General features: G+C 54.7%; 24 protein-coding genes. 14 read left to right on the plus strand and 10 right to left on the minus strand.

All coding sequences use genetic code 11. From position 1 onward, the window contains the following. Both aat and infA read left to right on the plus strand, forming a co-directional pair. Positions 1 to 726: a leucyl/phenylalanyl-tRNA--protein transferase gene (gene aat / locus AC2A1E_RS07955; protein ID WP_473187691.1), complete on the plus strand. Its 726-nt coding sequence runs from the start codon at positions 1 to 3 to the stop codon at positions 724 to 726. A gap of 106 nt (positions 727 to 832) precedes the next feature. Beyond that, positions 833 to 1,051 carry a translation initiation factor IF-1 gene (infA, locus tag AC2A1E_RS07960; RefSeq protein ID WP_002211347.1) on the plus strand — a complete coding sequence of 73 codons (219 nt, stop codon included), beginning with the start codon at positions 833 to 835 and terminating at the stop codon, positions 1,049 to 1,051. 202 nt (positions 1,052 to 1,253) lie between these two features. Here infA and clpA read toward each other — a convergent pair whose 3' ends face one another. Both clpA and clpS read right to left on the minus strand, forming a co-directional pair. After that, complete coding sequence (clpA, locus tag AC2A1E_RS07965) at positions 1,254 to 3,533, minus strand: ATP-dependent Clp protease ATP-binding subunit ClpA (protein WP_459402152.1); 2,280 nt, start codon at positions 3,531 to 3,533, stop codon at positions 1,254 to 1,256. 177 nt (positions 3,534 to 3,710) lie between these two features. Continuing rightward, entirely contained in the window at positions 3,711 to 4,031 is a 321-nt protein-coding gene (gene clpS, locus AC2A1E_RS07970) for an ATP-dependent Clp protease adapter ClpS (protein ID WP_459402151.1), read from the minus strand. Positions 4,032 to 4,377: 346 nt separating this feature from the next. Here clpS and cspD point away from each other — a divergent pair, with 346 nt between their 5' ends. Continuing rightward, a complete protein-coding gene (gene cspD / locus AC2A1E_RS07975) occupies positions 4,378 to 4,599 on the plus strand; it encodes a cold shock-like protein CspD (RefSeq protein ID WP_037393863.1) in 222 nt (73 codons plus the stop codon). A gap of 84 nt (positions 4,600 to 4,683) precedes the next feature. Here the strand turns inward: cspD and macB are convergent, their stop codons facing one another. From macB to AC2A1E_RS07990, 3 genes are all read right to left on the minus strand, one after another. Beyond that, positions 4,684 to 6,630 (minus strand): macrolide ABC transporter ATP-binding protein/permease MacB, encoded by a 1,947-nt coding sequence (gene macB, locus AC2A1E_RS07980; RefSeq protein WP_484383345.1) that lies wholly within the window; start codon positions 6,628 to 6,630, stop codon positions 4,684 to 4,686. Then, positions 6,630 to 7,745: a macrolide transporter subunit MacA gene (macA, locus tag AC2A1E_RS07985; protein ID WP_484383299.1), complete on the minus strand. Its 1,116-nt coding sequence runs from the start codon at positions 7,743 to 7,745 to the stop codon at positions 6,630 to 6,632. The genes macB and macA overlap by 1 nt, the downstream gene beginning before the upstream one ends. A gap of 79 nt (positions 7,746 to 7,824) precedes the next feature. After that, complete coding sequence (locus AC2A1E_RS07990; RefSeq protein ID WP_484383346.1) at positions 7,825 to 9,483, minus strand: ATP-dependent endonuclease; 1,659 nt, start codon at positions 9,481 to 9,483, stop codon at positions 7,825 to 7,827. 248 nt (positions 9,484 to 9,731) lie between these two features. Between AC2A1E_RS07990 and AC2A1E_RS07995 the strand changes: the two genes are divergently transcribed. The 4 genes from AC2A1E_RS07995 to ltaE all read left to right on the plus strand — a co-directional run bounded on the left by AC2A1E_RS07995 (position 9,732) and on the right by ltaE (position 14,680). Further along, a complete protein-coding gene (locus tag AC2A1E_RS07995) occupies positions 9,732 to 10,628 on the plus strand; it encodes a LysO family transporter (protein ID WP_459402148.1) in 897 nt (298 codons plus the stop codon). A 232-nt stretch (positions 10,629 to 10,860) separates the two neighbouring features. Beyond that, positions 10,861 to 12,510 carry a hydroxylamine reductase gene (gene hcp / locus AC2A1E_RS08000; RefSeq protein ID WP_484383300.1) on the plus strand — a complete coding sequence of 550 codons (1,650 nt, stop codon included), beginning with the start codon at positions 10,861 to 10,863 and terminating at the stop codon, positions 12,508 to 12,510. Positions 12,511 to 12,564: 54 nt separating this feature from the next. Next, on the plus strand, positions 12,565 to 13,569 hold the full coding sequence (gene hcr, locus AC2A1E_RS08005; protein WP_484383301.1) for an NADH oxidoreductase: 1,005 nt from the start codon (positions 12,565 to 12,567) through the stop codon (positions 13,567 to 13,569). Between the two features lie 94 nt (positions 13,570 to 13,663). After that, positions 13,664 to 14,680, plus strand: coding sequence for a low-specificity L-threonine aldolase (gene ltaE / locus AC2A1E_RS08010; protein WP_484383302.1), 1,017 nt, complete (start codon positions 13,664 to 13,666; stop codon positions 14,678 to 14,680). 54 nt (positions 14,681 to 14,734) lie between these two features. On the opposite strand, the gene AC2A1E_RS08015 is transcribed toward ltaE, so the two are convergent. After that, positions 14,735 to 15,082 carry a DUF1294 domain-containing protein gene (locus AC2A1E_RS08015; RefSeq protein WP_484383303.1) on the minus strand — a complete coding sequence of 116 codons (348 nt, stop codon included), beginning with the start codon at positions 15,080 to 15,082 and terminating at the stop codon, positions 14,735 to 14,737. A gap of 157 nt (positions 15,083 to 15,239) precedes the next feature. On the opposite strand from AC2A1E_RS08015, the gene AC2A1E_RS08020 reads away from it, so the two are divergent. Beyond that, positions 15,240 to 16,679 carry a DUF2867 domain-containing protein gene (locus tag AC2A1E_RS08020; RefSeq protein WP_484383304.1) on the plus strand — a complete coding sequence of 480 codons (1,440 nt, stop codon included), beginning with the start codon at positions 15,240 to 15,242 and terminating at the stop codon, positions 16,677 to 16,679. Between the two features lie 167 nt (positions 16,680 to 16,846). Then, positions 16,847 to 17,857 carry an NAD-dependent epimerase/dehydratase family protein gene (locus AC2A1E_RS08025; RefSeq protein WP_484383305.1) on the plus strand — a complete coding sequence of 337 codons (1,011 nt, stop codon included), beginning with the start codon at positions 16,847 to 16,849 and terminating at the stop codon, positions 17,855 to 17,857. On the opposite strand, the gene AC2A1E_RS08030 is transcribed toward AC2A1E_RS08025, so the two are convergent. Further along, the gene (locus AC2A1E_RS08030) at positions 17,858 to 18,664 is read right to left on the minus strand and encodes an N-acetylmuramoyl-L-alanine amidase (protein WP_484383347.1); all 807 of its coding nucleotides are present in this window, start codon (positions 18,662 to 18,664) and stop codon (positions 17,858 to 17,860) included. Positions 18,665 to 19,001: 337 nt separating this feature from the next. Between AC2A1E_RS08030 and artP the strand changes: the two genes are divergently transcribed. From artP to AC2A1E_RS08055, 5 genes are all read left to right on the plus strand, one after another. Beyond that, positions 19,002 to 19,730 (plus strand): arginine ABC transporter ATP-binding protein ArtP, encoded by a 729-nt coding sequence (artP, locus tag AC2A1E_RS08035; RefSeq protein WP_473187702.1) that lies wholly within the window; start codon positions 19,002 to 19,004, stop codon positions 19,728 to 19,730. Between the two features lie 33 nt (positions 19,731 to 19,763). Continuing rightward, positions 19,764 to 20,495, plus strand: a complete 732-nt coding sequence (gene artJ, locus AC2A1E_RS08040) for an arginine ABC transporter substrate-binding protein (RefSeq protein WP_484383306.1) — start codon at positions 19,764 to 19,766, stop codon at positions 20,493 to 20,495. Positions 20,496 to 20,504: 9 nt separating this feature from the next. Beyond that, positions 20,505 to 21,221 carry an arginine ABC transporter permease ArtQ gene (gene artQ / locus AC2A1E_RS08045; RefSeq protein WP_473187704.1) on the plus strand — a complete coding sequence of 239 codons (717 nt, stop codon included), beginning with the start codon at positions 20,505 to 20,507 and terminating at the stop codon, positions 21,219 to 21,221. Beyond that, positions 21,221 to 21,889: an arginine ABC transporter permease ArtM gene (artM, locus tag AC2A1E_RS08050; RefSeq protein WP_459402138.1), complete on the plus strand. Its 669-nt coding sequence runs from the start codon at positions 21,221 to 21,223 to the stop codon at positions 21,887 to 21,889. The genes artQ and artM overlap by 1 nt, the downstream gene beginning before the upstream one ends. Positions 21,890 to 22,075: 186 nt before the next feature. Further along, the gene (locus tag AC2A1E_RS08055) at positions 22,076 to 22,810 is read left to right on the plus strand and encodes an arginine ABC transporter substrate-binding protein (RefSeq protein ID WP_459402137.1); all 735 of its coding nucleotides are present in this window, start codon (positions 22,076 to 22,078) and stop codon (positions 22,808 to 22,810) included. Between the two features lie 42 nt (positions 22,811 to 22,852). Here the strand turns inward: AC2A1E_RS08055 and rlmC are convergent, their stop codons facing one another. The 3 genes from rlmC to potH all read right to left on the minus strand — a co-directional run bounded on the left by rlmC (position 22,853) and on the right by potH (position 25,927). Further along, positions 22,853 to 23,980, minus strand: coding sequence for a 23S rRNA (uracil(747)-C(5))-methyltransferase RlmC (gene rlmC, locus AC2A1E_RS08060; RefSeq protein WP_484383307.1), 1,128 nt, complete (start codon positions 23,978 to 23,980; stop codon positions 22,853 to 22,855). A gap of 142 nt (positions 23,981 to 24,122) precedes the next feature. Next, the gene (potI, locus tag AC2A1E_RS08065) at positions 24,123 to 24,968 is read right to left on the minus strand and encodes a putrescine ABC transporter permease PotI (protein ID WP_459402135.1); all 846 of its coding nucleotides are present in this window, start codon (positions 24,966 to 24,968) and stop codon (positions 24,123 to 24,125) included. Further along, entirely contained in the window at positions 24,965 to 25,927 is a 963-nt protein-coding gene (gene potH / locus AC2A1E_RS08070; RefSeq protein WP_484383308.1) for a putrescine ABC transporter permease PotH, read from the minus strand. Before potH ends, potI begins: the two co-directional genes overlap by 4 nt. Positions 25,928 to 25,937: the final 10 nt, after the last annotated feature.

Here is a 25,937-nt window from a genome sequence, read left to right on the forward strand (position 1 = left end):
ATGCGTATTGTTAAGCTGTCACCGCAGTCACTGGCGTTTCCCTCACCAGAGAGCGCCCTGCGCGATCCTAACGGCCTGTTGGCGATTGGCGGCGATCTGACACCTTCGCGCCTGCTGGCCGCCTATGAACGCGGTATTTTCCCCTGGTACTCACCGGGGGAAGCGATTTTATGGTGGTCACCCGATCCCCGTGCCGTGCTGTTCCCGGCAGAATACCACGCCAGCCGCAGCCTTAAGCGCTTCCTACGCAGCAACCCGTTCCATATCACCCTTAATCACGATTTCGCTGCGGTGATTGCCGCCTGTGCCTATCGCCCGGACGAAGGGACCTGGATCGGCCCAGAAGTACAGCAGGCCTATTGGCAACTGCATCGGCAGGGTAAAGCCCATTCCATTGAGGTATGGCAAGGGGATGAACTGGTTGGTGGCCTGTATGGTGTCGCGCAAGGGGCGCTGTTTTGCGGAGAGTCGATGTTCAGCCGTACAACCAATGCGTCAAAATATGCCCTGATGGCGTTTTGCCGTCATTTTGCTGCTTATGGCGGAGAATTGGTTGACTGTCAGGTGCTTAACGCTCACACTGCCTCGCTGGGAGCAAAAGAGATTTCCCGCCGCCAATTTTTGCAGTTGCTGAGCAACCTTCAACGCAGGGTTTTAGCGCCGGAATGCTGGCAACCACAAGTGATACCCCCACAGCAGGTTGAACCACCCTCCCCAACTGACTAATTTTGCGGAAACGGTGCATTGTTCACCGACACATCTTTACATAATGTGGGTTTTTCGGCATTATCTTGCCGGTTAAAAACTAAGGTAGTTACACCTAGAGGATTCGATGGCCAAAGAAGACAATATTGAAATGCAGGGCACCGTTCTTGATACGCTGCCGAACACCATGTTCCGCGTTGAGTTGGAAAACGGGCACGTGGTAACCGCTCATATCTCCGGTAAAATGCGTAAAAACTATATCCGCATCCTGACGGGTGACAAAGTCACTGTAGAGCTGACCCCGTACGACCTGAGCAAAGGCCGCATTGTCTTCCGTAGCCGTTAATCGGCTCACCCGTTGCCAGCATTTGGCAACATTGAGGATGTGATCCCTCAGGAGCCCTTTCCGTTTACCCCCGCAGCAACGTTCACCACCGAGTTGTACCGGCGCGAGTAAACTGAGAGGGCTCACTCATTTCTGTTCCACGTGAAATTCACGTATAAAAAAAGCGATGCCGAAGCATCGCTTTTCTTTGTCTGCTTACCGCTTAGTGCACCGCACCTTCGTCGGCTTTACGCATTGCAGCACTGAGGAAGTGATAAGTCAGCTGTTTTTTGTCCTTATCCAACTCAACTTTCACCGAACCCCCGTCCACCAACGAACCGAACAGCAGTTCATTAGCCAGTGGTTTCTTCAGGCTTTCCTGCATCACACGCGCCATTGGGCGAGCCCCCATCGCACGGTCATAGCCTTTCACTGACAGCCAATCACGCGCTTCGTCACTCACTTCCAGCGACACGCCTTTTGCATCCAGTTGCGCCTGTAGTTCGACAATAAACTTGTCGACAACCTGCTGGATCACCGCCGGAGACAGATGGTTGAACCAGATAACGTTGTCCAGACGGTTACGGAATTCCGGCGTGAACACTTTCTTGATCTCTTCCATCGCATCAATGCTGTTGTCCTGCTCGATCAGGCCAATCGATTTACGCTCTGTTTCACGCACACCGGCGTTGGTGGTCATCACCAGGATAACGTTACGGAAATCTGCCTTGCGGCCGTTGTTATCGGTCAGGGTACCGTTGTCCATGACCTGCAACAGCAGGTTGAACACGTCCGGATGCGCCTTCTCGATCTCATCTAGCAGCACCACCGCATGCGGATGCTTGATGACCGCATCGGTCAGCAGACCGCCCTGATCGTAACCCACGTAGCCTGGAGGTGCGCCAATCAGGCGGCTGACGGTGTGACGTTCCATATACTCGGACATATCAAACCGCAGCAGCTCAATATCCAGCGCTTTTGCCAGTTGCACCGTGACTTCGGTTTTCCCGACGCCGGTCGGCCCGGCAAACAAGAAGGAACCTACCGGTTTGCGATCCTGGCCCAAGCCAGCACGGCTCATCTTGATCGCCTCGGTCAAGGCTTCGATCGCCGGATCCTGGCCAAACACCAGCATTTTCAGACGATCGCTCAGGCTCTTCAGCACGTCGCGATCGCTGGCAGAGACGGTTTTTTCCGGGATGCGTGCAATACGCGCCACCACAGATTCAATATCCGCCACGTTAACGGTTTTCTTGCGTTTGCTGATCGGCATTAACCGGCTACGCGCGCCCGCTTCGTCAATCACGTCAATCGCTTTATCCGGCAGATGACGGTCGTTGATATATTTCACCGAAAGCTCAACCGCAGCGCGGATCGCCTTGGCGGTATAACGCACGTCATGGTGCGCTTCGTACTTGGTTTTCAGACCATTGATGATCTGAATGGTCTCTTCCGGCGTCGGTTCGGTAATGTCTATTTTCTGGAAGCGACGTGCCAAAGCACGGTCTTTTTCGAAAATATTGCTGAATTCCTGATAGGTGGTAGAACCGATCACCCGGATTTTGCCGCTCGACAGCAGCGGTTTAATCAGGTTAGCGGCATCCACCTGCCCACCGGAAGCCGCACCGGCACCGATGATGGTGTGAATTTCGTCAATAAACAGGATACTGTTCTGATCCTGCTCCAGCTGTTTCAGCAGCGCTTTGAAGCGTTTCTCAAAGTCACCACGATATTTGGTCCCTGCCAGCAGCGAACCGATATCCAGCGAGTACAGCGTGCAGTCTGCCATCACTTCTGGCACATCCCCTTGCACGATACGCCAGGCCAGCCCTTCGGCAATCGCGGTTTTACCCACGCCGGACTCACCCACCAGCAGCGGGTTATTTTTACGGCGGCGGCACAGCACTTGAATAGCACGCTCTAGCTCACGGTCACGGCCAATCAATGGATCGATGCCGCCCACACGGGCCAGTTGATTCAGGTTGGTGGTGAAGTTTTCCATACGGTCTTCCCCTCCGGACTGCTCTTCGTTTACCGGGTTTTCCGCATTCGGGGCCTGGCCCGGCTCATCTTTACGCGTACCATGTGAAATGAAGTTCACCACGTCCAAACGGCTGACGTCGTGTTTGCGCAGCAGGTAAGCCGCCTGCGACTCCTGCTCGCTGAAGATCGCCACCAGCACGTTGGCGCCGCTGACTTCGCTACGACCAGAAGATTGCACGTGGAATACCGCACGTTGCAGCACACGTTGGAAGCTGAGCGTCGGTTGAGTGTCGCGCTCTTCTTCGCTGACGGGCAACGTAGGCGTTGTTTGTTCGATAAAGGCTTCCAGTTCCTGACGTAATGCCGCCAGATCCACCGTACATGCCTCAAGCGCTTCTCGCGCGGCAGGGTTGCTGAGCAGTGCCAGCAACAGGTGCTCCACGGTCATAAACTCGTGTCTGTGCTCACGCGCTCTGGCGAAAGCCATGTTTAGACTGAGTTCCAGTTCTTGATTGAGCATAGGCACCTCCCAAATAGATTACCTTTTAGTCTGTTTACCAGACTATTTTACTTGCCACTTTGCGCCAGGGCAGTGTTCGCCTCCTTACGTAACGTACTGCATGTACGCTCCGGGCTACGATGCGCTGCCTACGCCCAAACTGGCTACGCTGATAGCGCCTATTGAATCGGACTCCATTCAGGCCTTTTCCAACGTACAAAGCAACGGATGCTCATTCTCCCTCGCGTAACGGTTCACATGAACGACCTTGGTTTCCGCCACCTCGGCGGTGAACACACCGCAGATCGCCTTACCTCGATAGTGAACCGTAAGCATCAGTTGTGTTGCACGTTCAATATCATAAGAAAAGAACTTTTGCAGCACGTCAATCACAAATTCCATCGGTGTGTAATCATCGTTGTTAAGTATAACTTTATACATAGATGGCGGTTTTACCGCATCGATTTGTTTTTCTTCAGCCAAGTGTTCAAAATTTAGCCAATCATTGCTCTTACCCATCGCGGTTCATCTTCTCTAACCATGACCCCAGATATGGGGGCACGTTCGGGTTATTCAAAGGGAATATCTCTACTATTTTACCATCTTCGTGGCCAGCGCGCCGCAGCTTAAACCAGATAAAACAGACCCGATTTCCTGCACAATTTGTTACCAAACAATGTCAATAGCGTTAACTGCTTCAAACTTTGGTGAACTGCCCGGTGCTGTCAAAAGCCGATCCCTTGACGTGATGATCATTTGCTCTAGAGTGTAATTTCGTGAGCTGCTGGTCTTTTGACCACCCTACACTCACCAAAATCAGTTATTCATCTCACCTAAAATATTGCGTTGCGAGGGATGTAGAAGCATGGAGACGGGTACTGTTAAATGGTTCAATAACGCCAAAGGCTTTGGTTTTATTTGCCCTGAAGGCGGCGGCGAAGATATTTTCGCTCATTATTCAACAATCAAGATGGATGGCTACCGAACGCTAAAAGCTGGCCAGCAGGTCAGATTTGACGTTCATCAAGGGCCGAAAGGGAATCATGCGAGCCTTATTATGCCGCTGGAAAGCGAGGCACTGGCCTAGACGCCCTTCAAAGCTCTTCTGCACTGCCACATAAAAATGCCAGCCAACCTATGACTGGCATTTTTTATTAGTCTACTACTCAGGCTACTCACGCGCCAATGCATCGATCGGGTTCAGCCTGGCCGCACTGCGTGCCGGTAAATAACCGAATACCACGCCGATCCCCGTAGAACACAGAAACGCACTCAGCAACGCAGCAGGTGGGAAACTGATCTGCCAGCCCGGCAACACCACTTGAACCAGCAGGCCGATGGCGAATGACAAGGTAATCCCCAGCGCGCCGCCCACCAGGCAAACCAGCACCGCTTCGATCAGAAACTGCTGCAATACATCGCCAGAGCGCGCACCCACCGCCATACGGATACCGATTTCACGCGTCCTTTCCGTGACCGAGACCAGCATGATATTCATCACCCCGATGCCGCCAACCACCAGCGAGATCACCGCCACCAGCGTCAAGAATAACTGCAACGTGCGGGTGGTTTTTTCAGCAGTTTGTACCAGGCTGTCCATATTATAGGTAAAGAAATCCTTCTTACCGTGGCGCAACGTCAGCAGGCGCGTCAGTTGTTGTTCCGCCTCCTGGCTGTTGTAATCCTCACGAATGCGCACCGTGATTGAATCAAAACTGTCTTTTCCCACCAATCGATTCGCCATGGTGGTGTAAGGCACCCACACGCTCAGCGCCTGGCTGCTGCCAAACATCGACGGTTTCTCTTTTGCTACCCCGACCACCGTTGCGGGCATATTGCCGACCAAAATCACTTCACCCACCACATTTTTCTGGTACGGGAACAGGCGGCGCTGGGTATTGGCGTCGATCACCACAATCTGCGCCTGAGATTGCACCTGCATAGGATCAATGCCGGTACCCTGAGTAAATGCCATGCCGTAAACCCGGAAAAACTGCTCGCTAACGCCGGTGACGTTAGCCGCTACATCAATATTGCCAAAACGCAGCCGCATACTGCTGCCGATCTTGGGTGACAGCGCGTTGACGTAGGGCTGTTCACGCAACGCCTCCAAATCGTCATATTTCAATGCCTGGCGGTATGCCGGATCGTCATCACCAAAATCTTTGCCCGGATAGACATCCACGGTATTGGTACCGATCGATTTGATATCTGCCAGCACCATTTGTTTAGCAGCATCGCCGATCACCAGGATCGAGACCACGGAAGCAATACCGATGATGATCCCCAGCATAGTGAGCGCGGTACGCATTTTGTTGGCCGCCATCGCCCGCCACGCCATCACCAGCGCTTCACGGAAACGGCCAAACATCTGCTGCCAGGAAGGCGCTGGGGTTGCCAATTCCAAGGTTTTGGCCTGCACATTGCCGCGCACGGCCGAGCCAGAGTCGGCAATGATTTCCCCATCGCGGATTTCAATAATCCGTTCGGCTTGGCGTGCCACAGCCGGATCGTGCGTCACAATAATTACCGTGTGCCCCTGCTCGCGCAGTTGCTTGAGGATGGTCATGACCTCTTCGCCGGAGTGGCTGTCGAGTGCGCCGGTCGGTTCATCCGCCAGGATCACCTGCCCGCCGTTCATCAACGCCCGCGCAATACTGACGCGCTGCTGTTGGCCGCCAGAAAGTTGGCTTGGCCGATAAGCGATACGATCGCCCAGTCCCAGGCGTTGCAGCAACGCGGCGGCCCTTTCCCGCCGGGCGGCTTTGCCTAAACCGGCATAAACCGCAGGCACTTCGACGTTATGCGCTGCACTCAGATGGGGTAACAGATGATAACGCTGGAAGATAAAACCAAAGTGCTCACGCCGCAGTTGCGCCAGCGCATCACCGTTGAGAGTGGCCACATCCCGCCCGGCCACCCGATAGGTACCGGCGCTGGGCTGATCCAGGCAGCCGAGAAGGTTCATCAGCGTCGATTTACCGGAGCCGGAAGCCCCCATAATCGCCACCATTTCACCCGCCTCAATGCTCAGGCTGATGTTCTTCAGCACATCCACCGTCTGATCGCCAGAGAGATAGCTACGCCGGATACCGCTCAGTTCCAACAACACCGCCATCATTGGGCCCCTAAGCCGCCGCGGCTGATAATCACTTCGTCACCCAACTTCAGCCCACTGACGATCTGTACATCAACGTTATTGCGTATGCCGATGGTGACTTCACGCTGTTCTTCTTTCCCCTGTTTCAGTAGCGCAACGTGATAACGATTGTCGGCAATCTGATCGCCCAATGCCGCCAAGGGGATCACCAGCGCATCGCTGACGCCAGAAAGCTGAATATGCACCTGAGCCGTCATTTGCAGGCGTAATACCCCTTCCGGGTTCGGCACTTCAAAGCGCGCATAGTAGAAAATGGCGTTGTTGACCTTTTCCGGCGTCGGCTGAATATCTTTCAGCACGCCGTTGAAGCGTTTGTTCGGATCGCCCAGCACGGTAAACCAGGCTTTCTGGCCCGGCTTCAGGTTAATCACATCAGCCTCAGACACCTGCGCTTTCACCAGCATGGTGCTCAGATCGGCCAGCGTCAGAATGTTGGGTGCCTGTTGCGCGGCAATCACCGTCTGGCCCTGCAAGGTGGTGATCTGCACCACATCGCCGTCCATCGGCGCTTCGATGCGGGTATAAGCCAGGTTGATTTTTGCCGTATCCAGGCTGGCCTGATTTTTCATGATCTGCGCTTTGATGGTATCCACCTGCGCTTTTTTCACCGCCAGTTCGGTCGCATATTGATCCAGATCCTGACGCGATACCGCCAGCACCTTGGCCAGTTCGCGGTTGCGCTGCAAAGTCACCGACGCCAACTGCTGTTCCGCCTGTGCCTGCTGCAATTGGGCATGCAGTTGTTGCAGGGTCGCTTCGCCTTCACGGATGCTGTTTTGCGCCTGCTGCGGATCGATAATGGCCAGCAGTTGGCCCTTTTTCACCTTATCGCCAATCTCGACCTTCAGGCTCTCCAGTTGACCGCTGACCTGAGCGCCGACGTCAACCTTACGTACCGCATCCAACTGACCAGTCGCCAATACGTTCTGTTGCAGATCGCGCTGGGCAACCTTGACCGTTTTAAAATCCGCCGCCACAGGATGGCTGGAGCGCCAATAAACCAGCGCAGCTATCACCGCCAGAACAGCCAGGATGAGCGCCCAGCGTTTTTTACGTCCTTTCAACCACGTCAATGTCTATTCCTATCAGTCTTTGGCTACCAAAAGTGGTAACGCAGATAAATTATCACGTTTAACACGGTCTTCCTTAACACTAATCAGCCCGGCCGCGCGCCAGCCAAATCACCCGCGAGAACATTTTTTTCAGCAGCGGCGGCACAGAATCGATGCCCCATGTTCCCGCCTGCTCCGCAACTTCAATCGCCAGATCGGGCTTGGAAGAGTGATGCACCGCCTTGAGGATCACTTTCCGCACTGGCATCTGCACCTTGAGCGGCACCGACGCAACCCGGTGATAAACCGAGCTGAAGCCCTCTTTGTACATAAAGTGCTCCATGTCCGGCGCTGGCAGCACCGTCAGGCGATCGCGTTCATTGTCCTCATGGTTATCCAGCAGGCTGCGCACGGCATTGGCGTATTTTTTCCCGGCTTCGTCCCCGTCAACCAAAGCATGCCATTCAATTCCCATCCGGCGGGCAAACTTCAGCAGCGGCTTCAAGCCACATTGAGCAAACTCGATCACCCGTACGCCTTCGGCCTCAAAATGGTAACCGCATTGACGCGCCAGTTCGTTCAGCAGCCAGACTTCGGTTTCCCCTTCCACCAACAGCCAACAACGAGCAAACAGTGAAGAGGGACGGTTAAAGCGAATATGGAACGCAATACGCCGCCCATCTTCCGGGCTCAAGCCACGCGGCCCAAGGCGATAGGTTGCAACGCGGGCGGATTCCCGCACCAGACGGCAAATATGCTCCACTGGCACCAGCGAAACCAGTGCGCTGGAATTGGTGGTGGTGATCCGTTGCAACGGCATCAGGTTAAACAGACTCCAGGCAACCGACAGCATAATGGGGTGCAAGCGCGTTTCCGGGTCTTCCACCAGCAACAAGGGCCGAGCATGAGGATCGAGCTTAACGTTGCCCTTGGCCTGCAACAGCGTAGAAAACATGCCCAGCAGGATCAGGCGCATACTGCGGCTGTTGGGTTCGGCGATCATACGGTTGAGACTGTCTAGCGAACGCCACGCCTGCTGCTCTTCGGTCTGGCGATGGTGGCGTGGCCCTGCCACTTGCGAGCCCAGTTCGGCAAAATAGTGTTCCAGCAGTTGCTGCATCGCCGCCAGCCCTTGGCGCAGTTCGGAGTTGGTCAACTTTTGCGGGTTATGCACCAGTTCACGCGTCAGTTGATTCAACTGCAGTGCCAAGGCTTCGTTGTCGGCGGGAAGGTGATCGTTAAGCGAACGGGAGCGCAAGCGGCGGATAAAACGCGCATCCCGCAGGCGCAGCACCGGATGAATGCGGATCAGCGCATGCACCAGTTGATCGATATGATGCAGGTGCAGCGCATTGCCGTCGGCATCAAGAAAACGGCGCCAGGTACACACCGTTCCATCATCTTCCAATTCACCTTCACAGCAATAGTGAATACGCCCCAGATTATCCTCGCCCTTCGACCAAAGCGGTGACAGATGGCGATAGCGCGGCAGGTGTGCGTGGCCGATATCTTTTTCGCAAAACGTGAAAATAATTTGCAGATGGCGCTCTTTGGCGGCTTCATCACCCGGAGGAAAGTGAAAGTCCCGAGCTTCAAAGCGGTACAGCGTTTGCTCCGGTGCCAGAAGAAAGGTCATCGCATCCAGCAGGCTGGACTTACCCCAGGCGTTCTCACCAAGCAATACGGTGTTGTCATCAAGCATCAATGAAAGCCGGTTGATACCACGAAATCCTACAATCTCAACGCGTTCTAAGAACATCATCCACCTCGCATGCGCACTCTACCCAAGAGTGAGTGAGCGTCGCTAATCCCCTTGCAACTTCAAGTACCAAGGGTAAATCACTCTACCAATATGAAGACCATCCCCCTTGAGGATGGTCAAAAAAACCTTTTCAGGTCAAGCAGACATCATCATATCTGTTGCTTTACTCCAGCGTTCATTTTAGTTAGCGTGTTGAGCTTGCCGGGTTCCCGGCCTCTCCCTGATTAAAGGACACTCGTTTCATCATGTATTCAGGACTGCTGATTATTCTGTTACCGCTGGTCGCCGGTTATCTTATTCCCTTGCGCAGCAAACCCCTGATTCAGACTATTAACCGTCTGCTGAGTTGGATGGTGTACGTCATTTTGTTCTTTATGGGCATCAGCCTGGCATTTCTGGAGAACCTCAGCAGCAATCTGGTGCTGATATTCCAGTATACCGGGGTGTTTTTCCTGTGCATTTTCTGCGCTAACCTGCTGATGTTGTTTGTGCTGGAGCGCCGCAGGCCGTGGAAAAACACCCACAAGCAGGAAAAACTGCCTTCGCGCCTGCATATGGCGCTGGAATCCCTGAAGCTGTGCTTCGTGGTATTGGGGGGATTTGTGCTGGGCCTGACGCAGTGGTCGTGGCTGCAATTCGCCAGCAAAGGCAGCGAGTATGCTCTGCTCTTCCTGCTGTTATTGGTCGGTATTCAGTTGCGCAATAGCGGTATGACATTGCGCCAGATCGTACTCAACCGCCGTGGCATGATCGTGGCGGTGGTGGTTGCGGTCAGCGCACTGGCTGGCGGCGCGCTGGCGGCGCAGTTGCTGGGCCTACCTCTGAAAACCGGGTTAGCGATGGCTTCCGGCTTCGGCTGGTATTCCCTTTCCGGCATCCTGATTACCGACGCTTACGGCCCGGTATTGGGCAGCGCAGCCTTCTTCAACGATCTGGCGCGCGAACTGGTGGCCATTATGCTGATCCCAACGCTGGTGCGCCGCAGCCGCTCCTCGGCGTTGGGTTTGTGCGGCGCCACCTCGATGGACTTCACCCTGCCGGTTCTGCAACGCAGCGGCGGGTTGGAAATGGTGCCTCCAGCGATCGTACATGGTTTCCTGCTGAGCCTGCTGGGGCCGGTGCTGATGGCGTTGTTCTCCTGACCTTTTCACCTTGCGTTCCCACCGCCCCTGAATAACTCGAACTGCAGGAAAGACCACGTACCTGCGGCTTGAAACATGACGGGGCGCAAAGCGTAATAATTCCCATCCGCGTGCTAATTTGTCCTACATCAAGTTTAGGTAAGGTTTTAATAAAAAAGTCTTTTTAAGCTCACCCTGCCGTTCTATGCTCAAAAACAGGCATTACAAATGCAACTTTGAAAAGGAAGCGATTATGTTCTGTGTGCAATGTGAACAAACTATCCGGACACCGGCAGGTAACGGCTGCTCTTACGCTCAAGGGATGTGTGGCAAAACGGCAGAAACCTCCGACCTGCAAGATCTTCTGGTCGCTGCGCTGCAAGGCCTCTCCGCCTGGGCGTTACAGGCTCGGGCGTTAGGCATTGTCGATCACGATATCGACAGTTTCTCTCCACGCGCTTTCTTCTCAACGCTGACCAACGTGAATTTCGATTCCGACCGCATTATCAGCTACGCGCGTGAAACCATTGCCCTGCGCGAATCACTGGCCGCACGCTGCCGCCTGCTGGACGCCAGCGTACGCGTCGATCATCCGCTGGCGGCCTTGCAACTGGCTGGCAACGATATGCCAACGCTGTTGCAGCAGTCTGCGCAGTTTGCACTCAATACCGATAAAGCCGACGTAGGCGACGATATTCACGGCCTGCGCATGCTGTGCCTGTATGGCCTGAAAGGGGCCGCTGCCTATATGGAACACGCCCATGTACTGGGGCAGTTCGACAACCAGATCTACGCCGATTACCACGCCTTTATGGCCTGGCTTGGCACTGCGCCGCGCGATGTTGATACCCTGCTGAATAACGCTATGGGCATCGGCAAAATGAACTTCAACGTCATGGCTATGCTTGATCATGGCGAAACCTTGGCGTATGGCGATCCTCAGCCCTCTTCGGTCAACGTGCGCCCGGTGGCGGGCAAGGCCATCCTGATTTCCGGCCACGATCTGCAAGATCTGCGCCTGTTGCTGGAACAGACCGAAGGTAGCGGCATCAACGTTTATACCCACGGCGAAATGCTGCCAGCCCATGCTTACCCAGAACTGAGAAAGTTCACCCATCTGGTGGGCAACTACGGCGGCGGTTGGCAAAACCAGCAGACCGAATTCGCCAAATTCCCTGGCCCGATTGTGATGACCTCCAACTGCATTATCGATCCGAACGTCGGCAATTATGGCGATCGCATCTGGACGCGCAGCATGGTTGGCTGGCCGGGCGTCAAACATTTGGAAGGGGACGATTTCAGTGCGGTAATCAACCAAGCGCAGCAGCTCAACGGCTTCCCGTACAATGAGCTTGAGCACCTGATCACCATCGGCTTTGGCCGCCAGGTGCTGTTGAACGCAGCCGATACGGTAATCGACCTAGTCACACAGAAAAAACTGCGCCACGTCTTTTTGGTTGGCGGCTGTGACGGTAGCCGTGACGATCGCAGCTACTTCACCGACTTTGCCCGCAGCGTGCCGCAGGATTGCCTGATCATGACGCTGGGATGCGGCAAGTACCGTTTCAACAAGCTGGACTTCGGCACTCTGGAAGGCCTGCCACGCCTGCTGGACGTCGGCCAATGCAACGATGCTTACTCAGCCGTGATGCTGGCGGTAAAACTCTCCGAGAAACTCGGCTGCACGGTGAACGATCTGCCACTCAGCCTGGTGCTGTCCTGGTTCGAACAGAAAGCGATCGTCATCCTGCTGACGCTGCTGTCACTGGGGGTGAAAAATATCGTTACCGGCCCAAGCGCACCGGCCTTCCTGACCGATAACCTGCTGGCAGTACTGAATGATAAATTCGGCCTGCGCCCGATCACTACCGTAGAGCAAGATATGCAAACACTTCTTGGCTAATGCCATTTTCCGGGGCTGCAATAGCAGCCCCGTTTTTTATTTTTGAGGTGCCCGATGACCCCACCCAGCCCACTTTGCCCTAATCCAATGCAGGTGCATTCCATCCAACAGGAAACCGCCGACGTCTGGACGCTGAACCTGATTAACCCTGATATTTACCTCTACCAACCTGGTCAGTTTGCGCTAGTCAGCATTCGCAACAGCGAAGATACGCTGCGCGCCTATACCCTTTCCTCTTCACCCGGCCTAAGCCGTTTTATCAGCCTCAGCGTGCGTCGCCTGCCCGAAGGCACCGGTTCGCGCTGGCTGACGCAGGAAGTTAAACCCGGCGATGTACTGTGGCTGTCAGACGCACAAGGGGATTTCAGCTGTGCCCAGCACCCTGGCGACCGCTATCTGATGCTGGCGGCCGGTTGTGGCATCACGCCGGTGATGTCGATGTGCCGCTGGCTGGTGGCCAACCGCCCGCAGTGCGATATCCGGGTGATCTACAACGTGCGTACTCTGGCAGATGTGATTTTTGCCGATGAATGGCAAGATCTGTGTACCGCTCACCCACAGCTGCGACTGACGCTGATCGCCAAACAAAGCGCGCACTCTGGTTTGCTGAACGGCCGTATCAGCGCACAATTTTTACAACAGGTAGCGCCAGACATCACTGAGCGTATCGTGATGGCCTGTGGTTCCGAGCTTTATATGCAGCAGGTGGAGCAACTCTGTGAGCAGCTTGGCGTCCCGGCTTCACGCTTCCACAAAGAGCAGTTCCATACCTCAGCGGAACAGCACAACGAGCAAGGCGAGCAACTGACGCTGCGCATCGGCCAACCGCTACGCGAATTCCGCGTGCCGGTCGGCAGTACGCTGCTCGCGGCGCTAGAGGCCCATAAACTGCCGGTCCTTGCCGCCTGTCGCGCTGGCGTATGCGGTTCCTGCAAAACCCGCATTGTGGAGGGGCACTACACCACCAGCAGTACCATGACGCTGACGCCAGCAGAAATCGAGCAAGGCTATGTCTTGGCCTGCAGTTGCCAGTTACAGGGCGATGTGACTCTCGCCTGATCGGGTATCCAGCGCGCGCTGCATTTTCTGCTTTTTCAGCGCTGTAATCCGGTTATGATGGAAGCCATTTCTCTGATTGGCGATAAGGATTCGTATGCTCATAGATTTACGCAGTGATACCGTTACACAACCTAGCGCAGCCATGCGCAGCGTCATGGCTAATGCCGAGGTCGGTGACGACGTGTATGGTGACGACCCAACGGTGAACGCACTGCAAGCAGAGGCCGTCAGGCTGTCCGGTAAAGAAGCGGCGCTGTTCCTGCCCACCGGTACCCAGGCGAACCTGGTAGCCCTGTTAAGCCACTGTCAACGCGGTGAGGAATACATCGTTGGCCAGCAGGCGCACAACTACAAATATGAAGCCGGTGGTGCCGCGGTGCTGGGCAGCATTCAGCCGCAGCCGATCGAGGGTAACCCAGACGGCACTCTGCCATTGGACAAAGTAGCGGCAGCGATCAAACCCGACGATATCCATTTTGCCAAAACCCGTCTGCTGAGCCTGGAAAATACCATCAGCGGCCGCGTGTTACCGCTTGATTATCTGCAACAGGCCTGGCAATTCACCCGCGAGCACCATCTGGCACTGCACATCGACGGCGCACGCATCTTCAACGCCGCCGTGGCGCTCAACGTTCCGTTGCAAACCATCGTGCAATATTGCGATACCTTCACCATTTGCCTGTCGAAAGGCTTGGGTGCGCCGGTAGGATCGCTGCTGTGCGGCAGTGAAGAGTTTATCCAGCGTGCCATCCGCTGGCGCAAAATGACCGGCGGCGGTATGCGTCAGGCCGGTATTCTGGCGGCAGCGGGCCTGTATGCGCTCGAGCATAACGTGGAACGTTTGCAGGACGATCATGACAACGCCAAATGGCTGGAACAGCAGTTGCGCAACATCGGCGTAGATATCGCCGAGCCGGGCGCACAGACCAACGTCCTGTATCTGCGTCAATCCCCAGAGATGGCGGCTAAACTCGGCCCATGGATGCGTGAAAACGGCGTGTTGATCAGCTCAGGGCCGCTGACGCGCATCCTGACTCATCTCAACGTCAGCCGTCAGGATCTGCAGAAAGTGGTCGATTTGTGGCAGGCATTTCTGCATCAGCATGCCTGAAGCCGTTTAACCGCAATCCCCTGACGCTTTTCAGGGGATTGTCGATGCAAGATCTCAAACCACCATGCGGCCATAGAACCAGTAACCGGCTCCCAGGATAACCAGCAGATTCAGCACCACGCTGAGCATAAAATAAGTCTTAAAGGGTTGTTTTTGCGTTTTATGCCGGAACAGCTGTTGGCCTAAAATAGCACCTAACCAACCCCCTATCAGCCCGAACAGTAGTAGCGTGATTTCCGGCACGCGCCGCCATCCTTTGCAGGCAGCAAGTTTATCGCCACCATAAACCAGCAGCGTCAACAGGTTAACCAGCAACAACCAGACCCACAGAGGGTTTGAAAAGTACAGGCAGCCAACGGATACCAGCACCAGGGAAAGATAACAGAAATGATTGATTTTCATGGAAGTTCACGAACTCATAGCAAGATACGCTGCGTATAGTGGACTGACGTCAGTTCAAATGCAATGCTGAATACCCACACAAAAAATGCATTTAATCAGTAAATTTGGCATCCTGTCACTCCGCTTATACCAACGTTAATGACACAAGGCAGCATTGATGATACCCCAACGTATTCTGGTTCTCGGAGCCAGCGGCTATATCGGCCAGCATCTAATCCCCCGCCTGGTGGAACAGGGCCATGAGATCACCGCCGCAGCGCGTCGCATAGAATGGCTGGAAGAGCAAAACTGGCCACGCGTGAATTGCCGCTACGTGGATATCTATCGCCCAGAGACGCTGACCGCAGCCCTGTGGCAGATTGATGCTGTCTACTACCTGATTCATGGCATGGGTGATGGCGATGGTTTTATTGAAAAAGAACGCCAGGCGGCAGAAAACCTGCGCATCGCCCTGCGTGGTTCTAAAGTCAAACAGGTGATTTTTCTCGGGGCGTTGCAACCGGAGGGCGAAAGCTCGCCGCACCTGATCGCCCGTAAGTTGACCGGTGAGATCCTGCGCCAGAGCGGTATCCCGGTAACCGAATTGCGTGCCAGCATCGTCGTTGGCCCCGGTTCCGCAGCATTCGAAGTGATGCGCGACATGGTCTATAACCTGCCGATCCTCACCCCGCCGCGCTGGGTGCGTTCCAAGTCTTCTCCGGTTGCACTGGAAAATCTGCTGGTCTATATGACCGAGTTACTGCAACACCCGGCACAGGAAAACCGTATTTTTGACGTCGCCGGGCCGGAATACATCAGCTATCAAACCCTGTTCGAGCGCTTTATCGTCATCAGTGGCAAAAAACGCTGGCTGATCCCGATCCCGCTGCCAACACGTTTTATTTCGGTGTGGTTTATCAGCATGATTACCTCGGTTCCCACCTCGATTGCCAGCGCGCTGATCCAGGGGCTGAATCACGATCTCCCTGCCGACGGCAAGCCGCTGCAAGCCTTGATCCCACAACGGTTGCAAACCTTTGATGAAGCGGTAAAGGAAACGCTGCGCCGCGAGGATGAAGTGATCGACTCCGCCGACTGGGGTTACGATCCCGAAGCTCGCGCCCGCTGGCGGCCTGGCTACGGATTTTACCCGAAGCACGCAGGTTGCACGCTGGATACGCAAGCCTCTAGTGCCGCCTTGTGGCATGTGGTTCAGCAACTGGGCGGCAAGGAAGGCTACTTCTATGCCAACATCCTGTGGCAAATTCGCGCACGCATGGATGATATGGCGGGTAATGGCATCGTTTATGGCCGACCAGCGCGGGATACGCTAGAGGTTGGCGATCTGGTGGACGGCTGGAAGGTGATCACCATGAAGCCGCTGCGCCAGTTGGCGCTGATGTTCGGCATGAAAGCACCGGGCCTTGGCAGGCTGACATTCAGCATCAAAGATTTTGGCGACCACCGCCAGCTTGATGTACGTGCCTGGTGGCACCCTGCGGGTTTCAGCGGGCTGTTGTACTGGTTTGTAATGATGCCTGCGCACCTGTTTATTTTCCGCGGTATGGCTAAGCGCATCGCCAAACTGGCCGAAGAATACGACCACCGGCGCCCTTGAACATGGCGGAGTGCCTATTTACCGATCAACCGCACAGTTTGCCGCAGCGGTTGGGTGCTTTCCGATTGCATAGCGCACAGATTCACGAAAGAATGGCGCCCTATTTGCCGGGGAGTAGCAACTCCCCGCTCAGCATCCTGATTTTTTGGTGAGAACTCGAGTTCGCTATGAAGGTATTGGTCACCGGTGCAACCAGTGGTTTAGGCCGTAACGCCGTTGAATATCTCCGCCGCCAGGGCATAAAAGTGCGTGCCACCGGCCGTAACCAGGCAATGGGCAGCCTGCTGGAAAAATTAGGCGCCGAATTCATTCATGCCGATCTCACTAATCTGATCTCCTCGCAGGCCAAGGCCATGCTAGCGGATGTAGACGTGTTATGGCATTGCTCCAGCTTTACTTCCCCGTGGGGCACGGAAAAAGCCTTTGAACTGGCCAACGTGCGTGCCACTCGTCGCTTAGGTGAATGGGCGGCGGCTTACGGCGTTTCGCAGTTTATCCATATCTCTTCACCGGCGATTTACTTCGATTACCGGCATCATCGCAACGTGGGTGAGGATTTCCGCCCACTGCGTTTTGCTAATGAATTTGCCCGCAGCAAAGCCGCCGGTGAACAGGTGATCCAGCAACTGGCGTTGTCCAACCCGCAAACCCACTTTACCATTCTGCGCCCTCAAGGGCTGTTTGGCCCGCACGACAAAGTGATGCTGCCGCGCCTGCTGCAAATGATTAAGCACTATGGCAGCCTGCTGCTGCCGCGCGGCGGTAATGCGTTGGTGGATATGACTTATCTGGAAAACGCGGTCCACGCCATGTGGCTGGCGACCCAGAAAGAAAATACCCCGTCAGGCCGGGCTTACAACATCACCAATCAGCAGGTATGCCCATTGCGTGTGGTGGTGCAGCAACTGATCGACGAACTGGGCATGAAGTGCCGCATCCGCTCAGTGCCTTATCCGATGCTGGATATGCTGGCGCGCGGCATGGAAAAGCTGAGCAACAAAAGCGAGAAAGAGCCGGTACTGACCCATTATGGCGTAGCCAAACTCAACTTCGATTTGACGCTGGATACCTCTAGAGCACAACAGGAATTAGGCTATCAGCCGCTGATTTCGCTGGAAGAAGGCATCAGCCACACGGCCCGCTGGCTGAAGGATCACGGCAAACTGCACGGTTTATGATCAGCGAACTGCGCCGTACTTTGCCAATAGCGCATCAATAATCGCCTCACTTTCTGCATCCGGCTCACCGCGATAATCGCTGGGCCGGAAATGCATCTGAAATGCCGCCACCACATTCCGCTGCTGCTTTGCATCCCACAGTGGATCGATGCCGTAACCATAGCGTGCCAGCTTCTCCAACAGCGTAGCCATCGGCACTGGTAGCTGTTTATCGCGCCCCGCCAGATAACGTTCTACCACCGGCTTATCCGGCCAGGCACCGATGCCCGCCTGCGCCAGCTGCTGCCAAGGGAATAACGGCCCCGGATCCTGTTTACGCTGCGGAGCAATATCGCTGTGGCCCACCACATCCGTCGGTTGCATGGCATAACGCTGTACAATATCGCTACTGAGGCGAATCAGCAGATCGATTTGCTCGGCGGTATAGGGTTGCCACTGTTTGCCCAGCAAAGTACGACTGAAACCTGGATTGACGATCTCAATCCCGATCGAGGTGTCATTCAGGCTGCTACGCCCGCGCCAACTGCTGGCTCCGGCATGCCAGGCGCGCATCTCTTCAGGAACCAGTTGAAAGGCGACGGGTTTGCCCTCGCGCAATGGCGGATGCTCAGGCAACAGATAATGGGCGCTGACGTGTTCATCGGTCAGGGTTTTCAGCGAAGAATGGAAATCCTCGGCGGTGTAGTGCATCACCAGGAAACGGATACGCTGATCGGCTCCCTGCGCCTGATGCTGGGTTTCCAACCGATAACTGCCGCGATCCACCAGCGTGTCGTGCCCTGAACTTTGGCAGCCCACCAGCAGCATTAGCGCTATGGCAACGATCCCTAACCTGATGTTCACCTGTTTCTTCCTGTGTTCTTCACGGATTTCCTGATTAAGGATATCACCTCAGCCGGTGCACGCTATACGCCGATTACCGGCAGCACGCCTTGATTACGCACAAATTTCCAGCGATTTAAGAAAATTCGCTACCAATATCACACAGTGCGCGACAAATCCGCCATTCGTGCGTAAGTCGCGGTATCTTGTGCTATTGTTTCATCGTTATGACGCACAGTAATAAATTTTAACTCACAAAGATTGCATAAGTATTCTGTGGAAGTTAACATTCGCGGCATCAATGTCTATTCAATTCCGGCGCATGAGTATTCAACTAAAAGATATCAATTGCTTTTACGGCGCACACCAGGCGCTGTTTAACATCACCCTGGATTGCCCAGCAGGGGAAACCTTAGTGCTGCTTGGTCCAAGCGGCGCGGGGAAAAGTTCATTGTTGCGGGTACTGAACCTGCTCGAAATGCCACGTTCAGGCCACCTGCAGATCGCGGGCAATCAGTTCGACTTCAAGCACGCGCCGGGTGAAAAAGCCATCCGTGAGCTACGCCAGAACGTCGGCATGGTATTCCAGCAATATAATCTCTGGCCCCACCTGACCGTGGTGCAGAATCTGATCGAAGCTCCTTGCCGCGTGCTTGGCTTGACCAAGGCACAGGCGATGGAGCGTGCCGATAAGCTGCTCAAGCGCCTGCGCCTGACCGACTTTGCCGATCGTTTCCCGCTGCATCTTTCCGGTGGTCAGCAACAGCGCGTGGCCATTGCCCGTGCGCTGATGATGGAACCCCAGGTGTTGCTGTTCGATGAGCCAACCGCCGCGCTGGATCCGGAAATCACCGCCCAGATTGTCAGCATCATTCGCGAACTGGCCGGTACCGGTATCACTCAGGTGATCGTCACCCACGAAGTTGAAGTCGCGCGTAAAACCGCCAGCCGTGTGGTGTATATGGAAAACGGTCATATCGTGGAACAGGGCGATGCCAGCCACTTTGCGCAGCCGCAAACCGCTGAATTTGCCAACTATTTATCACACTAATAAATTGATTTGCTGTTTTTAGGGGAGTTTGCGATGAAAAAATTCATCATTGCCGCCGTTCTGGCTGGCATCAGTGTTTCCGCCTCTGCGGCTGAAACCGTCCGTTTTGCTATGGAGGCCTCCTATCCTCCGTTCGAATCTATCGGTGCGGACAATAAAATCCAGGGCTTTGACATCGATCTGGCTAATGCCTTGTGTAAAGAGATCCAGGCCGACTGTAGCTTCACCAACCAGGCCTTTGACAGCCTGATCCCCAGCCTGAAGTTCAAGCGTTTCGATGCGGTAATATCTGGGATGGATATCACTCCTGAGCGTGAAAAACAGGTGCTGTTCACCCAACCTTACTATGCCAACTCGGCGTTGTTCATCGTCCAGAAAGGCAAAGTGGCCGACGTGGCTGCGCTGAAAGGTAAACGCGTTGGCGTGCAGAACGGCACCACTCACCAGAAATACCTGACCGACAAGCACCCGGAAATCACCACCGTGCCTTACGACAGCTATCAGAACGCCATTCTGGATCTGAAAAATGGCCGTGTTGATGCCGTATTCGGTGATAGCGCCGTGGTCAACGATTGGCTGAAGCAGAACGCGGAGTTGGCTACCCTGGGTGACAAGGTGACGGACAAAGGTTACTTCGGTACCGGGCTGGGCATCGCCGTACGCCTGCAAAATACCGAACTACAGGGCAAGTTCAACGCCGCCCTGGATAAAATCAAACAGGATGGGACTTACGAAACCATCTACAAAAAATGGTTCCAGCAGTAATCATCATCCATGAATGAAATCCAACCTTTAGCAAGCGCCGCCGGGATGACCGTCGGCCTTGCCGTTTGTGCCCTGGTCCTCGGGCTGATCCTGGCGATGCTGTTTGCCGTCTGGGAGTCATCGCGCTGGAAAGTGGTCAGTTGGCTCGGCACCGCCTGGGTGACCCTGCTGCGCGGCCTGCCGGAAATTCTGGTGGTGCTGTTCATCTATTTCGGTTCATCGCAGCTGTTACTGATGCTGTCGGACGGCTTTACCCTGAATTTTGGCCTGTTCCAGTTGCCGGTACAGTTGGCTATCGATAACTTCGACGTCAGCCCGTTCCTGTGCGGCGTGATTGCCCTGGCCCTGCTCTATTCGGCCTATGCCTCACAAACGCTGCGTGGCGCGCTGAAAGCCGTACCACAGGGCCAATGGGAATCCGGCCAGGCGCTGGGCTTGGGGAAAGCGGCGATCTTCTTCCGCCTGATCATGCCGCAGATGTGGCGTCACGCGTTGCCTGGATTAGGCAACCAATGGTTAGTGCTGTTGAAGGATACCGCGCTGGTATCGCTGATCAGCGTCAACGATTTGATGCTGCAAACCAAGAGTATCGCCACCCGTACTCAGGAGCCGTTTACCTGGTATGTGATCGCAGCGGCGATCTATTTGGTCGTCACCCTGCTCAGCCAGTACATCCTCAAACGGATCGAACTCCGTACGACGCGTTTTGAACGGGGGCCATCCTGATGCTTGAGTTCTTACCCGAGATCCTCAAAGGGCTGCACACCAGCCTGACGCTGACCATTGTGGCGCTGTTTGTTTCGCTGCTGTTGTCGCTGCTGCTGACGGTGATCCTGACGCTGAAAACGCCAGTGCTCACCCCATTGGTGAAGATCTACATTACGTTGTTCACCGGTACTCCGTTGCTGGTGCAGATCTTCCTGATCTACTACGGCCCAGGCCAGTTCCCGGCGATCCGCGAATATCCATGGCTGTGGAGCCTGCTTTCGCAGCCCTGGCTGTGTGCGATGATCGCGTTGGCGCTAAACAGTGCGGCCTATACCACCCTGCTGTTCCACGGTGCGGTGCGCGCTATCCCGGCAGGCCAATGGCAGTCTTGCGAAGCGCTGGGCATGTCGCGCAAGCAAACGCTGCGGATTCTGCTGCCGTTTGCCTTCAAGCGTGCGCTGTCGTCCTATTCCAACGAGGTGGTACTGGTATTCAAAAGTACCTCGCTGGCTTATACCATTACGCTGATGGAGGTAATGGGCTACAGCCAACTGATGTATGGCCGCACTTATGATGTGATGGTGTTCGGTGCCGCCGGTATCGTTTACCTGTGCGTCAACGGCTTGCTGACGTTGCTGATGCGCCTGATTGAACGCCGCGCGCTGGCATTTGAACGTCGCAACTGATTGCACCCTGCTCCATTCGGCCCTGCTCAATGCAGGGCTTTTTTATACGCATAATTAAATTTTAAGTCATTTAAATTGCATATAAATTCATTAAATGGCATATTAATCCGCATAGCCATCCAAAATACCGTTAGGTAAAAACCAATGATGGCGCGATAAAAACCATTTCTGACAGGAGTTTTACCCATGAAAAAGCTATTGCTTGCCGCCACCATGCTGGCCGGGATCGCCTTTAACGCCAGCGCTGCGGATACCATCCGTTTTGCCTCTTCGGCCACCTATCCGCCGTTCGAGTCTCTCGATGCCAGTAACCAGATCGTCGGTTTTGATATCGATCTGGCCAAGGCGCTGTGTAAACAGATGCAAGCTGAATGCACCTTTACCAATCATGCATTTGATAGCCTGATCGCCGCGCTGAAATTCAAAAAATACGATGCGGTAATTTCTGGAATGGACATCACGCCAGAGCGCAGCAAGCAGGTTTCTTTCACTCAGCCGTACTATGCCAACTCAGCAATCGTGATCGCCGAAAAAGGGAAGTTCAACTCGCTGGCGGATTTGAAAGGCAAAAAGGTCGGGATGGAGAACGGCACTACTCATCAGAAATACATGCAGGATAGACATCCTGATATCAATACCGTCTCTTATGACAGCTACCAGAATGCCGTTCTGGAGCTGAAAAACGGCCGTATCGATGGCGTATTCGGTGATACGGCGGTGGTCAACCAATGGCTGAAGACGAGCCCGACTCTGGCACCGGTGGGTGAGCATGTCACCGACGCGGCTTACTTTGGCACCGGGTTAGGTATTGCCGTACGCCCAGATAATCAGGCGCTGTTGGCCAAACTGAATACCGCTCTGGAAGCCATCAAAGCAGACGGCACCTACAAAGCGATCAACGATAAGTGGTTCCCACAGTAAGCTGACCATTTACGTCTTACGGGCCTGCTTGTCGGGCCCTTGTTACTTGCGCACCAGCAGCGTCAACACTTCATAGTGTGCGGTATGTGGGAACATATCGAACAGTTGCACACGCTCAATACGGTAATCCACTAACATCACAATATCCTTCGCCATAGTCTCTGCGTTACAGCTCGAATAGAGAATATACCCCGGAGCCATGCGGTTGAGATAATCGCACAGGTCTTTGCCGATCCCCCGGCGCGGTGGGTTAACCACCACCAGTTCAGGAACGCTGCCTTCTGCGGTAGCAAAACGGGTTGAATCCAGCGCCTGAAAATCAACCTGCTGCAAACCCAGCGTTTGTGCCGACAATCTGGCACAGGCGATGGCCTCGGCGCTGATCTCGATACCGGTCAGGCGAGTTTGCGGCTGCGCGCAGTGCAAACCAAAGCCGCCCACGCCGCAAAACAGATCCCATAGGCTGTTGATACCCAAAGCATGCACCCAATCGCGCGCGGTCGCGTACAGGCGGCTGGCAACCTGCGGGTTAGTCTGGAAAAAACTCTGCGGGCGAATATATAGCGGTATCTGATTGAACTGCTCTTCCAACGTTTGCTGTTCGGTCAACGGGATTTCGCATTCCCCCTCCATGATCGCCATATGCACTGGCTGAATATTGGCGGAGATAACCTGCAACTGCGGTAACTGCTGCTGTAACCAAGGCAAAGCAGCACGCAGCTGCGCCAGCTTGCTCTCTGAGCGCAGCACAAAGCGCAGCATCATGCCGCCATTGCAGGTGCTTTCAGTCAACAATAAGAATTTCAGCTCACCGCGCTTACGCGCCACGTTGTAGGGCGTTAACCCAGCACGGGCAATAAAGCTTTTTAATAGGCTAAATACCGGTGCAAAACTGGCGGGATAGAGCGGGCAGGCGCATAAGTCAACCGGTGAGCCATCACGGTGCAACATCCCCAACAGCGGGCGTTCAACGCTGCCGCTGACCACCATTTTCGCCTTGTTGCGGAATGCACTTTGCTCACCGGCAATCGGCTCCAGCCACTCCGCAACCGGGTGCCCAGCAAGCAGCGATTGCAGGTGATACTGTTTTTCAGCCAGTTGCTGCGGGTAAGGTTTTTCCAGCCACTGACAGGAACGGCAGGTGCCCGCCGAGTACAAAGCGCAATGCATGAATATTAACCGTGAAATCAGGATGACTAATGAGGGCGCAGATTGTAGCACTGTATACCCACAAAAACTTACTTGTGGGTGATGAAAAAGCGCCGCCTGGTCAGGCGGCGCGTTGAGTCAGGTTAATCGCTAAATACGGCGATCAGCCACGGGCGGCCCTTTGCAGCTCACGCGCACGCTGTTTCTCTGCGCGCGCCATAAACCACCAGGCAATAAAACCGAGCACACCAACCACCAGCAGGATCAGCGTCGCCAAGGCGTTAATTTCCGGGTTGACCCCCATACGCACGCTGGAGAACACCAGCATCGGCAGCGTAGTGGCGCCTGGCCCGGCAACGAAGCTGGCAATCACTAAATCATCCAGCGACAGGGTAAACGCCAACATCCAACCAGAGATCAGGGCTGGAGCAATCATTGGCAAGGTGATCACAAAGAACACTTTCAGCGGCGTTGCCCCCAGATCCATCGCGGCTTCTTCGATCGAACGATCAAGCTCACGCAAGCGCGAACTGATCACTACCGAGACATAGGCAGTACAGAAAGTGACGTGTGCCAGCCAGATAGTGAACATACCGCGCTCTGATGGCCAGCCAAACGCATGCCCCATGGCAACAAACAGCAGCAGCAACGAAAGACCGGTAATCACGTCCGGCATTACCAGCGGTGCCGTCAGCATAAAGGCAAAACCGGTTGAACCACGGAAACGGCCAAAGCGCACCATCACCATTGCAGCAATGGTACCGAGGATCACCGCCGCCGTGGCCGACGCCGCCGCGATGGTCAGGCTCAGGCCAACGGCGCTGATCATCGCCGAATCATTGAACAACTCGATATACCAACGGATTGACCACCCAGCCCAAACGGTGACCAACTTCGAGCTGTTAAACGAGTAAATCACCAGCATCAGCATCGGTGCGTAGAGGAAGGTGAAACCTATCACCAGAATGGCGATACGCCATGGTGAACGCACGACCGGCAAGTTATTCATCCCTGCCCTCCCATTTCCTTGTTCTGGTGCTTGTGGAACCAGATAATCGGTACAATCAACAGCAACAGCATGATAGTGGCAACCGCCGAGGCTACCGGCCAGTCACGGTTGTTGAAGAACTCCTGCCACAGCACGCGGCCGATCATGATGCTATCCGGCCCACCGAGCAGTTCCGGGATCACAAACTCCCCCACCGCCGGGATAAATACCAGCATCGAACCGGCAATAATGCCGCCGCGCGTCAATGGCACAATCACGCTGAAAAAGGTTTTCAGCGGCTTGGCACCGAGATCCAACGAAGCTTCCACCAGCGAATAATCGAGACGCGTTAATGCGGTATAAATCGGCAACACCATAAATGGCAGATAGGAATAAACCACGCCGATATACACCGCCAGATTGGTATGGAGGATCACCAACGGCTGATCGATCACCCCTAACCACATCAGGAAATTATTCAGCACGCCGTTATTTTTCAGGATCCCCATCCAGGCATACACGCGGATCAGAAACGACGTCCAGGACGGTAAAATCACCAGCAACAGCAGAATATTACGGGTCGATGACTTACTGTGTGCCACCGCCCACGCCAGCGGGTAGCCGATCGCCAGGCAGCATAGCGTGGAAATAGCTGCAATCTGCAAGGATTGCAGATAAGCATCGATATACAGCGGATCCTCGGCCAGCAGCAGATAGTTGGCAAAGTTCAGCGCGATATCAAGCTTACTATCCGCCCAACTCATCAGATCGGTATAAGGCGGGACTGCCAGCGCCAGTTCCGAGAGGCTGATCTTGAACACGATCAGGAATGGCAGCATAAACAGCAGCACCAGCCACAGGTACGGTAACGCGATCACCAGTTTGCGACCATGAACCATCTGCAAACGCTGGATAAAGGCTTTTAGCGCACCGGGCGTGCGTGCCGGGGGCTCCGGCGTACGTTCAGAAAGCAATGTCATAATAGTTTAC

The sequence above is a fragment of the Serratia sp. HNCC26DJ206 genome (assembly GCF_057180605.1).

Coding starts and splice junctions, on each gene's coding strand:
- aat (WP_473187691.1), top strand. CDS start 1: ATGCGTATTGTTAAGCTGTCACCGCAGTCACTGGCGTTTCCCTCACCA.
- infA (WP_002211347.1), top strand. CDS start 833: ATGGCCAAAGAAGACAATATTGAAATGCAGGGCACCGTTCTTGATACG.
- clpA (WP_459402152.1), bottom strand. CDS start 3,533: ATGCTCAATCAAGAACTGGAACTCAGTCTAAACATGGCTTTCGCCAGA.
- clpS (WP_459402151.1), bottom strand. CDS start 4,031: ATGGGTAAGAGCAATGATTGGCTAAATTTTGAACACTTGGCTGAAGAA.
- cspD (WP_037393863.1), top strand. CDS start 4,378: ATGGAGACGGGTACTGTTAAATGGTTCAATAACGCCAAAGGCTTTGGT.
- macB (WP_484383345.1), bottom strand. CDS start 6,630: ATGGCGGTGTTGTTGGAACTGAGCGGTATCCGGCGTAGCTATCTCTCT.
- AC2A1E_RS07990 (WP_484383346.1), bottom strand. CDS start 9,483: ATGTTCTTAGAACGCGTTGAGATTGTAGGATTTCGTGGTATCAACCGG.
- AC2A1E_RS07995 (WP_459402148.1), top strand. CDS start 9,732: ATGTATTCAGGACTGCTGATTATTCTGTTACCGCTGGTCGCCGGTTAT.
- hcp (WP_484383300.1), top strand. CDS start 10,861: ATGTTCTGTGTGCAATGTGAACAAACTATCCGGACACCGGCAGGTAAC.
- hcr (WP_484383301.1), top strand. CDS start 12,565: ATGACCCCACCCAGCCCACTTTGCCCTAATCCAATGCAGGTGCATTCC.
- ltaE (WP_484383302.1), top strand. CDS start 13,664: ATGCTCATAGATTTACGCAGTGATACCGTTACACAACCTAGCGCAGCC.
- AC2A1E_RS08015 (WP_484383303.1), bottom strand. CDS start 15,082: ATGAAAATCAATCATTTCTGTTATCTTTCCCTGGTGCTGGTATCCGTT.
- AC2A1E_RS08020 (WP_484383304.1), top strand. CDS start 15,240: ATGATACCCCAACGTATTCTGGTTCTCGGAGCCAGCGGCTATATCGGC.
- AC2A1E_RS08025 (WP_484383305.1), top strand. CDS start 16,847: ATGAAGGTATTGGTCACCGGTGCAACCAGTGGTTTAGGCCGTAACGCC.
- AC2A1E_RS08030 (WP_484383347.1), bottom strand. CDS start 18,664: ATGCTGCTGGTGGGCTGCCAAAGTTCAGGGCACGACACGCTGGTGGAT.
- artP (WP_473187702.1), top strand. CDS start 19,002: ATGAGTATTCAACTAAAAGATATCAATTGCTTTTACGGCGCACACCAG.
- artJ (WP_484383306.1), top strand. CDS start 19,764: ATGAAAAAATTCATCATTGCCGCCGTTCTGGCTGGCATCAGTGTTTCC.
- artQ (WP_473187704.1), top strand. CDS start 20,505: ATGAATGAAATCCAACCTTTAGCAAGCGCCGCCGGGATGACCGTCGGC.
- artM (WP_459402138.1), top strand. CDS start 21,221: ATGCTTGAGTTCTTACCCGAGATCCTCAAAGGGCTGCACACCAGCCTG.
- AC2A1E_RS08055 (WP_459402137.1), top strand. CDS start 22,076: ATGAAAAAGCTATTGCTTGCCGCCACCATGCTGGCCGGGATCGCCTTT.
- rlmC (WP_484383307.1), bottom strand. CDS start 23,980: ATGCATTGCGCTTTGTACTCGGCGGGCACCTGCCGTTCCTGTCAGTGG.
- potI (WP_459402135.1), bottom strand. CDS start 24,968: ATGAATAACTTGCCGGTCGTGCGTTCACCATGGCGTATCGCCATTCTG.
- potH (WP_484383308.1), bottom strand. CDS start 25,927: ATGACATTGCTTTCTGAACGTACGCCGGAGCCCCCGGCACGCACGCCC.